11 protein-coding genes are annotated in these 9,362 nt (G+C 68.3%); 5 read left to right on the top strand and 6 right to left on the bottom strand.

The window, feature by feature from the left end; translation table 11 throughout:
- The coding region (locus tag BLQ49_RS24905; protein ID WP_143012318.1) for a transglutaminase-like domain-containing protein at positions 1–326 on the top strand (326 nt) is incomplete at its 5' end.
- Between the two features lie 9 nt (positions 327–335).
- Here the strand turns inward: BLQ49_RS24905 and BLQ49_RS24900 are convergent.
- Positions 336–1,106, bottom strand: a complete 771-nt coding sequence (locus BLQ49_RS24900; RefSeq protein ID WP_091721183.1) for a Crp/Fnr family transcriptional regulator — start codon at positions 1,104–1,106, stop codon at positions 336–338.
- 501 nt (positions 1,107–1,607) lie between these two features.
- On the opposite strand from BLQ49_RS24900, the gene rpsA reads away from it, so the two are divergent.
- The 4 genes from rpsA to BLQ49_RS24880 all read left to right on the top strand — a co-directional run bounded on the left by rpsA (position 1,608) and on the right by BLQ49_RS24880 (position 5,366).
- Positions 1,608–3,320, top strand: a complete 1,713-nt coding sequence (rpsA, locus tag BLQ49_RS24895) for a 30S ribosomal protein S1 (RefSeq protein WP_091721181.1) — start codon at positions 1,608–1,610, stop codon at positions 3,318–3,320.
- A 337-nt stretch (positions 3,321–3,657) separates the two neighbouring features.
- Positions 3,658–4,620: a signal peptide peptidase SppA gene (gene sppA, locus BLQ49_RS24890; protein ID WP_091721179.1), complete on the top strand. Its 963-nt coding sequence runs from the start codon at positions 3,658–3,660 to the stop codon at positions 4,618–4,620.
- 47 nt (positions 4,621–4,667) lie between these two features.
- Positions 4,668–4,979, top strand: a complete 312-nt coding sequence (locus BLQ49_RS24885; protein ID WP_091721176.1) for an integration host factor subunit beta — start codon at positions 4,668–4,670, stop codon at positions 4,977–4,979.
- An 18-nt stretch (positions 4,980–4,997) separates the two neighbouring features.
- Complete coding sequence (locus BLQ49_RS24880) at positions 4,998–5,366, top strand: LapA family protein (protein WP_091721173.1); 369 nt, start codon at positions 4,998–5,000, stop codon at positions 5,364–5,366.
- A 2-nt stretch (positions 5,367–5,368) separates the two neighbouring features.
- On the opposite strand, the gene BLQ49_RS24875 is transcribed toward BLQ49_RS24880, so the two are convergent.
- The 5 genes from BLQ49_RS24875 to BLQ49_RS24855 form a co-directional block, all read right to left on the bottom strand.
- A complete protein-coding gene (locus tag BLQ49_RS24875; protein ID WP_091721171.1) occupies positions 5,369–6,031 on the bottom strand; it encodes a phosphoribosylanthranilate isomerase in 663 nt (220 codons plus the stop codon).
- Positions 6,032–6,071: 40 nt separating this feature from the next.
- Positions 6,072–7,178: a DUF2125 domain-containing protein gene (locus tag BLQ49_RS24870; RefSeq protein WP_091721168.1), complete on the bottom strand. Its 1,107-nt coding sequence runs from the start codon at positions 7,176–7,178 to the stop codon at positions 6,072–6,074.
- A 140-nt stretch (positions 7,179–7,318) separates the two neighbouring features.
- Positions 7,319–7,765: a hypothetical protein gene (locus tag BLQ49_RS24865; RefSeq protein ID WP_091721166.1), complete on the bottom strand. Its 447-nt coding sequence runs from the start codon at positions 7,763–7,765 to the stop codon at positions 7,319–7,321.
- A gap of 130 nt (positions 7,766–7,895) precedes the next feature.
- Complete coding sequence (locus BLQ49_RS24860; protein WP_091721163.1) at positions 7,896–8,675, bottom strand: lysophospholipid acyltransferase family protein; 780 nt, start codon at positions 8,673–8,675, stop codon at positions 7,896–7,898.
- Between the two features lie 76 nt (positions 8,676–8,751).
- Positions 8,752–9,270, bottom strand: a complete 519-nt coding sequence (locus tag BLQ49_RS24855; RefSeq protein ID WP_091721160.1) for a hypothetical protein — start codon at positions 9,268–9,270, stop codon at positions 8,752–8,754.
- Positions 9,271–9,362: the final 92 nt, after the last annotated feature.

Genomic DNA, 9,362 nt, shown 5'->3' with positions numbered 1-9,362 from the left:
TGGCGATTACCCTGTGCCGGTGCATGAACATCCCGGCCCGCTACGCCACCGGCTATCTCGGCGACATCGGCGTGCCCAAGGACCCGGCGCCGATGGACTTCTCCGCATGGTTCGAGGTCTTCCTCGAAGGCCCCGAAGGACCGCGCTGGTACACGTTCGACGCCCGCCACAACCGACCCCGCATCGGACGTATCGTCATGGCCCGCGGACGCGACGCAACAGACTGCGCCCTGACCACGAGCTTCGGTACGGCGATCCTGGCGCGCTTCGACGTGCACACCGACGAGGTTTCCGAGGCCACGGCCTCGCTTGCTCGGGCGGCCTGAGAGCGACCTTCAGAGGGGGACGGCTGTCTCGTGGGTCGGCACGGGCAGCCCGGTCTGATGCAGGAAGGTTGGGTCGAACTCGGCCACCGCCGCCAGTTCGTCCCAATCCTCGATCGTGAGAACGCCTCCGCCGAGGGTAACCAACCCCCGCATCCGCAGCGTCCGCAACACGCGGTTCAGGTGGACGCTGGTGAGGCCGAGGGCATCGGCGAGTTCTGCCTGCTTGGGCGCCATCGGACAGCTCAGCCCACTGGTGAGGCCCATGCTGCGCTGGCGAAGATACAGCTCACAGAACAGGTGCGCGACGCGGCCTAGGGCCTGCCGTCGGCCGAGACTGGTGATGCGCTCGCGGTAATGCGCGGCATCAATGAGGGTTTCTCGCCACATGGCACCGATCAGGCTCGGGCATCGCCGGAAGAGACGGTGCAGCTCGTCATGCGCGACGAACGCGATGGTGCTGGCGGTCAGTGTGGCGATGTGATGATCCATCCGCTCCAGGTGGAGACTCTGCAGGTCCGGAATGTCGCCGGCGATGTAGAACGACAGGATCTGCCGCTCGCCCTCCGACAGCGCGGCGTAGCGGGAGACCCATCCCTGAAGCACGAGACAGCATTGGCTTGGCTGGTCGCCGAACCGGACGATGTCGTGGCGCGCGGGCAGGTTCCGAACAGTGTAGGGCAGGTCCAGGATCGCGGCGCGCTCGGCCTCATTGAGGCGCACGCAGCCGTCGAGCTTTCGCGCGAGCAGTTCCGTCCCGGTGCCGTTATACCCGTTCGGCATCAAACGATCAGGCTCCGAGGCGCGTATCGAGGTCAACGCAAAGCATTTTCCGCCCCCCAAGTCATCGGCCTTCATCCACCAACGGTGCCGACCCACGCCGGGGCGACTGGCCCAACCAGGATCTACCCGCCCGCCACGGCCTGCAACTCTCTCTTGTGGCAGACGTACAGCGCTCTCGCGGCGGCGGGCAAGACCGGCAAGAGGCCACAGTTTCATCAGCCGATCCAGCCGGAAAAGCCCATTCGGTTGAAGTCCCGCCGCTGTTGCTGTATGGCACGCGGGTCTTCTGGATCCGCTCTCGCGCGCACGTCTTCCGGCGCGCCCGCCGAGCCGCCGGACGGACCGCCCTCGTCACCCGTATCGACGCGTCGGCAAGCCGGGTCCCGTGGATCTGGTCGCCTCTCCCGAACAAGTACAGGGAGCGGCCGCGGCGGACGGGGGTGCCTGTAACGCGAGCCGCCGACGCAACGGGCCTCCGAGGGAGGCCGTTCAGGAGATGGAATGACCGCAGGTACCGCTCTGGGGCACAGCCCGAGCCGCGACGATTTCGCCGCACTCCTCGAGGAGAGCTTCCTCGAACACGAGATTACCGAAGGGTCCGTCGTCAAGGGTCGCGTCGTCGCGATCGAGAAGGACGTGGCCGTCATCGACATCGGCGCCAAGACGGAAGGCCGTGTCGCACTCAAGGAATTCACCGGTCCCGGCCGCGAGGGCGAGCTGAAGGTCGGCGACGAGGTCGAGGTCTATGTCGACCGGATCGAGAACGCGCTCGGCGAGGCCGTCATCTCGCGCGACAAGGCGCGCCGCGAGGAGAGCTGGGTCAAGCTCGAGAAGTCGTTCGAGAACAATGACCGCGTCATCGGCACCATCTTCAACCAGGTGAAGGGCGGCTACACGGTCGACCTCGACGGCGCCGTGGCCTTCCTGCCGCGCTCGCAGGTCGATATCCGTCCGGTCCGCGACGTCACCCCGCTGCTCGGCACCCCGCAGCCGTTCCAGATCCTCAAGATGGATCGCCGCCGCGGCAACATCGTCGTGTCGCGCCGGACCGTGCTCGAGGAGAGCCGCGCCGAGCAGCGCTCGGAGCTGGTGGCCAACCTTGAGGAAGGTCAGGTCATCGACGGCGTCGTCAAGAACATCACCGAGTACGGCGCCTTCGTCGACCTCGGCGGGATCGACGGCCTGCTGCACGTCACCGACATGGCGTGGCGCCGCGTGAACCATCCGTCCGAGGTGGTCACGATCGGTCAGACCGTGAAGGTCAAGATCATCAAGATCAACCACGAGACGCACCGCATCTCGCTCGGCATCAAGCAGCTTCTGGCCGATCCGTGGGAGGGCATCGCCGCCCGCTACCCGGAGGGCGCGAAGCTCAAGGGCCGCGTGACCAACATCACCGATTACGGCGCCTTCGTGGAGCTGGAGCCGGGGATCGAGGGCCTGATCCACGTCTCCGAGATGAGCTGGACCAAGAAGAACGTCCATCCGGGCAAGATCGTCTCCACCTCCCAGGAGGTCGAGGTTCAGATCCTGGAGGTCGATCCGGTCAAGCGCCGCATCTCGCTGGGCCTCAAGCAGACCCTGCAGAACCCCTGGGAGGCCTTCGCCGAGAAGCACCCGGTCGGCTCCGAGGTCGAGGGCGAGGTCAAGAACAAGACCGAGTTCGGCCTGTTCATCGGCCTCGAGGGCGATGTCGACGGCATGGTGCACCTGTCGGATCTGGACTGGAACCGTCCGGGCGAGCAGGTCATCGAGGAGTTCAAGAAGGGCGACATGGTCCGCGCCCAGGTTCTCGACGTCGATGTCGAGAAGGAGCGGATCTCGCTGGGCGTGAAGCAGCTCGGCGGTGACCCCTTCGCCGAGGCTGGCGAGATCAAGAAGGGCCAGATCGTCACCTGCGAGGTCGTCGAGGTGAAGGATTCGGGCGTCGAGGTGAAGATCGTCGACACCGACATGCAGACCTTCGTCCGTCGGGCTGAGCTCGCCCGCGACCGCGGCGACCAGCGCCCCGAGCGCTTCGCCACCGGTGAGAAGTTCGACGCCCGCGTCGTGCAGTTCGACCGGAAGGCCCGCCGCGTGCAGGTCTCGATCAAGGCCCTCGAAGTCGCCGAGGAGAAGGAGGCGATGGCCCAGTTCGGCTCGGCCGATTCGGGCGCCTCGCTCGGCGACATCCTCGGCGCGGCCTTCAACAAGAAGCGCTCCGACGACGAGTAAGACGCGATCCGCCGCCCGGCTTGCCCGGGCGGTTGGTCATCAGAACCCGCGCGGGACAGGCGTCCGGCGCGGGTTTTTCTTTGCCGACGGATACCAATTCCAGGTTGATCTCGTTGGCAGGTCCGCGACCGCGATGAAGGCGCGGATGCCTGCAGCGGACAATGCGATCATTTTCTTCGCCCGCCCCGTATCCACGCCCGCGGTAAATGCTTAGAACACCGGCCTCACCCGGTTCCAGCCGGGCGAGCCGAACGAAACCAAGGACTTGCCCGGCGCGAGGCGTGGCGCCCGCACCCCATCGCGGGGGTCGGACCGGGGGCTTCAGGGAAGGCACAGCATGGCAGCCGACGCCGAACTGCTGATCGACCGGCGGCGCCTCCGCCGCAGGTTGTCTCTCTGGCGCGTGCTCGGCATCGGCGGCCTGATCGTGGCGGTCGGCGCCCTCGGCTACCGCGTCCGCACCGGCGCGGAGGGCGGCTTCGCCGTTCAGCCCCAGATCGCCCGCATCTCGGTCTCCGGCTTCATCGCCGGCAGCGAGGCCACCGCCAAGCTGATGAAGCGCGTCAGCGACGCAGATGCCGTGAAGGCCGTCATCGTCTCGATCAACTCGCCGGGCGGCACGACGACGGGCTCCGAAGAGATCTTCCGCAACCTGCGCGCGCTCGCCGCAAAGAAGCCGATCGTCGCCTTCGTGGACGGAACGGCGGCCTCAGGCGCCTACATCACGGCCATCGCGGCCGACCATATCGTGGCGCGCGAGACCAGCCTCGTCGGCTCCATCGGCGTGCTGTTCCAGTATCCCGACGTGTCGGGCCTGCTCGACAAGGTCGGCGTCAAGGTCGAGTCGGTGAAATCCTCGCCGCTCAAGGCCGAGCCGTCGGGCTTCACGCCGACCTCGCCGGAGGCACGCGCCGCGCTGGCATCCGTGGTGAGCGACACCTACGCATGGTTCAAGGGGCTGGTCGCCGAGCGTCGAGGCATGGATCCCGGGCAGCTCGCCACCGTTTCGGACGGCCGGGTGTTCAGCGGCCGCCAGAGCGTCCCCCTAAAGCTCGTGGATGAGCTCGGCAGCGAGCGCCAAGCGGTGGCGTGGCTCGAGAGCGCCCGCGGGGTGACGAAGGATCTCCCGGTCAAGGACTGGAAGCCCCGGTCGGAGAGCGATTTCTCGCTCTGGTCGGCCGCTGGCATCGGGGCCGATCTGCTTGGGCTGGAAGGCCTCGCGTCGCGGCTCCGAACGGTCGGTGCCGAGGCCCAGGCCGCGCGCGGCGGGCTCCTCGCCCTCTGGCGGCCGGAACCCTGATCCTCCGCCTCCACGCCTGCCCCGATCCTGCGAGAAGACCAGACGCCATGATCAAGTCGGAGCTTGTGCTCAAGATCGCCGAGCAGAACCCCCACCTCTACCAGCGCGACGTGGAGATCCTGGTCAACGCGATCCTCGACACCATTTCCGATGCGCTCGCCCATGGCGACCGGGTCGAGCTGCGCGGGTTCGGCGCCTTCTCGGTGAAGCGCCGGGAGGCACGCCGGGGACGCAACCCGCGCACCGGTGCCGCCGTTGCCGTGTCCGAGAAGGCGATCCCCGTGTTCAAGACCGGCAAGGAGATGCGCCAGCGCCTCAACGCGGCCGGCATCGGCGAGACCGCCTCAGCCGCAGAGTAGGAAGGAGCCCTGAGCGCGATGATCCGTTTCCTGAAGAGCCTCGTGCTGTTGCCGATCGCCGCGCTGGTGATCCTGTTGGCGGTGGCCAATCGCGCGCCGGTGCGGCTCTCCTTCGATCCGTTCAACGTGGACGCGCCGGTCTTCAGCGCTGATCTGCCGCTCTATGCGATCTTGTTCGGCGCGGTGGCGCTGGGCATCATCGTTGGCGGCGTCTTCACTTGGCTCGGCCAGGGCAAGACGCGGGCCCAGGCCCGGTATCACCGGCGGGAAGCCGTGCGGCACGAGCGCGAGGCAACCCGGCTGCGCGCCTACGCGCCGGAGAGCGAGGTGCCTGGCCCGTACACGGTACCGAATACCGGCCGTACGGCTCTGCCGGCACCGCGGTAGATCTAGCGCGTGGCGCGGGCGGCCGCCACGAAGGCCGCGATCTTGCCTGGATCCTTGACCCCGGGCGCCGTTTCCACCCCCGAGGAGACGTCGACGGCGCCGAGCTGCGTCCGGGCCAGGGCTTCGGCGACGTTGCCCGCGTCGAGCCCCCCGGAGAGCATCGTGCCGGACGGCAGGTCGAGACCCGCAAGGATCGTCCAATCGAAGCTTCGGCCGTTTCCGCCCGGCAGGGCGGCATCCGGGGGGGCCTTGGCGTCCAAGAGAATGCGGTCCGCCACTGCGGCGTAGGCGGGCAGGGCAGCGAGATCGGCCGTGGTCGCGAGGCCGAGCGCCTTCATCACCGGACGGCCGGTCGAGGCTCGGATCGCGGTCACACGCTCGGGACTCTCGCGCCCGTGCAGCTGGATCAGATCCGGGTCGATCGCCTCCACGGCTCGGCTGAGAAGGACATCGTCCGGATCGACCAGCAGAACGACGCGTTCGGCCCGTCCCCGGGCTTGGGACGACAGGGCTGCAGCGCTCGCAAAATCCACGTGGCGCGGACTGCGCGGGAAATGTACCAGGCCAATCCAGTCCACCCCGAGCGCCAAGGCGGCGTCGAGGGTCTCGCGGGTGCTGAGCCCGCAGATCTTGATGCGGGCCGGGGGATCGATCGCGGAGGCCATGGGTGCCTTATAACTGATCGCAGCGTCTCGACAGGCCGCATCAATACAGCGCGGGCACGGAGACGTTGGGGATCGGGAAGCCGCTGAAGACGACCTTTCCATCAACGAGCCGCAGCGGCGGCAGGTTCTTGAGCGGCGTTGCATCCGCTTCGGCGTCCGGCTGCGGGCGGCGGCTCAAGCCCAGCAACCCACCGACGAGTTGGCCGACGAGTGCGCCCTGCTCCGAACCGAAGCGTTGCCCCACGATGCTGCCGACCAGCGCGTCGATTCCCGCCGCGCGGAGATCGAGCCGGCCGGCGGGCCGATGGGCGGCGTCGAGGGCCACCGTCCCCTTGGCCTGAACGTGCTGCGGCCCCTTCGCCAGGGACAGGGCCGTGATGTCGAGGGTGCCGCCGGCCTGCCGCCAGCGCTCCATCTCCTTCGGGACCGGCCCGGTCCCCAGGACCGTGGCTTTGGTCAGCGTCGCGTCGAGGGCGAGATCGGCGGGATCCCGGGTGCCGGTCAGCGCGTCGAGTTGCGGAACCTGCATTTGGTTGAGGCGCAGGTTTACATCCACCGCGCCTTCCGACGCGTAACGGCCGGGATCGGGCCGGGCATGCAATTCCAGATGCTGCCCGGCGATGACAATCGGCTCAGACTCGGCACTTGCGACGGCGATCTTCGGTTCATCGACAACCACCGAAGCGCGGGTGAACCCGTCCGCGCTGCCGTGGAAGCTACCCTGCAGACTCTGCCACGACGCGTCTCCGATGAGCGTGCCCTGCTCGACATGCAGTGGACCGGCGCTCTCGAACAGCACGAGGCGGGGCTGATAGACTTGCGCCACGGCGGTGCTTGAACCGAGGCGGAAACGGCCGTCCGAACGCTCCAGGGTCACGGCACTGCAGCGTAATTCGATGCGGAAGGGAAAGCCCGTCAGCGACCGCTCCGCACAGGTCCAAGTGCGGCCGGCAGCGGCCTCGCGGGCCATCCAGCCGTCGATCTCACTGGCAGCACGACTCCGTATCCAGAACCAGCCAGCCGACCACGCCACCACGATGACGGCCAGGAGGATGTAGGGGAGAAACAGCCCACGCCGCGACCGGCGCCGCGCACCCCGCGGCGGCATTTCTGCGGTGCTCTTCGGCCCCATCCGATCCTGCACCATGCGTTCCGCTCCCCAGCGTAGGTCCCCTCAGGGACGTCGTGACTCCCGCTTGAGGCCACGCAAGGGGCGAAACTGGGGCAGCAGCGGTGCCGATCGACCATCGCGCGGCACGGACCGCGCGCAATCGTCCATCAGCTGCGTCAAACCTGAGCCGGCTCGACCGTATCGAGTTTCAGGTCGGCGACGATCGCCGCCCGCTCATCCTCGCTCTCTGCGAGGCGATGCACATGCATCTCCGTAGCCCCGCCGCGGCGGACCCGGTCCAACCAGGTCCGGCGAAGATGGTCACGCGGGCTCTCCTTCGAATTCGCCACCGAAACCATCTCGGCGATGCCCGCCTCGTCGCGCCGCACCGCAATCACCACGGCCTCCGCCATCTCGTCGAGCTCGAAGCTGCCGACCGGGTGGACACCGACCACATAGCGCCGCCCGGACCGGCCGCGCCACGCGGAGAGAGGCAATGCCGGCGCGCCACGCAGGCCCGCATTCGTCTTGAGGCGTTCTTCACGCACATCCTGCCTCCGGCTGCGATCGTCCTTCAGGTCGCGAAGCGCGGCCGACCAGGACAGGGCTCTTCTGTTCGCCATTTGTTCTAACCTAGCGCGCGATATCCACAGCCGTCAAGGGCGACGTTCCTAGGACAGGAGGTGGGGATTGTACCCGTTATCCACAAGCGGGCGCGGCATGCTGGCGATGGAACCGGACGGCTTCGTCCCCTCAGCGACGGGTCGCGGCGCCCGCGGGCGCCTCGGGGGCCGGGACGGGATGTCCCTCGGCCGCAAGACCCTGGCGCCCCTCCTCGACCAGGATGTTCGAGGCGGTCTCAAGGCGCTCCTGCGCAAGCGCCTGGAATTCCTGCCGGGGCAGGCCCGGGGGAATGGTTGGCAGGAACGCGATGATCGCGGTGCCGGGCCGGCGAACGAGGCTGTTGCGCGGCCAGAACAGGCCGGTGTTCAGCGCCACCGGCAGGCAGGGGACCTGCAATGCGGTGTAGAGGTGGGATAAGCCTTGCTTGTAGCCGGGCGCCGCCCCGACCGGGCGGCGGGTTCCTTCCGGAAAGATGATCAGCTGGCGGCCCTGCCGGATCGCCTCGCCCGCTGCGGCGTTCATGAGGCTCATGGCGCGGGTACCCTTCGACCGGTCGATCGCCACCATGCCGCTGCGGGACAGGTACCAGCCGATCAGCGGGATGAGGAGCAGCTCCCGCTTCAGGATATAGGTGAAGTTCGGCAGAGCCGTGCACAGCGCCAAGGTCTCGAGGGCCGATTGGTGCTTGGCCGCGACCAGCAACGGCCCGTCCGGGATATTCTCCAGGCCGCGAAACTCGACCCGGGTGCCGGCAACCACCCGCAGCAGCCACAGGGTGATCCGTCCCCAGAGGCGCGCCAGCCGCAGCACCGCGCGCCCGGAGACCAGCGTCGGGAGGCCGAGGACGGCCAGCACCGTCGTCAGGACGTAGAAGCAGATGTTGAAGGCGAGGGAGCGCAGGGCGAGCATCGAAATCCCGGGCGTGTCGGGCTCCCTGTAGCGCGGTCCTGCGCCCGCGGCCAAGCGCCACCGGCTCAGGTGGAACTCAGGCGGTCCCAGCCGGACGGGTTGGCCGGACGAGGCCAGCCCCACGGCCTGCGATCAGCCAGTAGACGAGACCGGCGCTCGCACCGACGACGAACAGGATCACGGTCAGGCGCGCCTCGCCAGCCAGGAGGACTGGGTTTCGGGCCATCTCCCCGGAGCGCAGCGCTTCCCGGGTCAGCCAGGGCAGGGCCGCGGTCAGGGCACCACAACCGGCACCGTACCAGAGCAGGCCGCGTCGCCCGAGGATCTCGCCACAGAGCCCCACCAGGGCCGGCGGAACGACCAGCATCACGAACAGGGCCTGCGAGAGGCCGGCGATGAACAGGACGACTCCCTCCGGCGGCAGCCCGGCCGAAAGATCGGACAATGCCAAATCGAGGCCCGCGAGCGCCCCGCCCGTCAGCCACGCCTGCGCGGCCGGATCGACGAGCAGCGCCAGGACGAGGATGGCGAAGCCGGCGGGCACGGCGCAAAGGAGCGCGAAGGCCCCGAGGAACAGGCGACCGAGGAGGTGCATGGGCCAAGCCTGTATACCGCCCACCCCCGCTAGTCGCGAAAAAGCCGCGCCCGATCTAGAAGACCCGACGCGGCTTCAATGGTGCGTGCGCG

Source organism: Methylobacterium phyllostachyos, assembly GCF_900103445.1.
Lineage (GTDB): Bacteria > Pseudomonadota > Alphaproteobacteria > Rhizobiales > Beijerinckiaceae > Methylobacterium > Methylobacterium phyllostachyos.
Note: the sequence above shows the minus strand (reverse complement) of the source record. Positions and strands in the feature narration are given on the sequence as shown.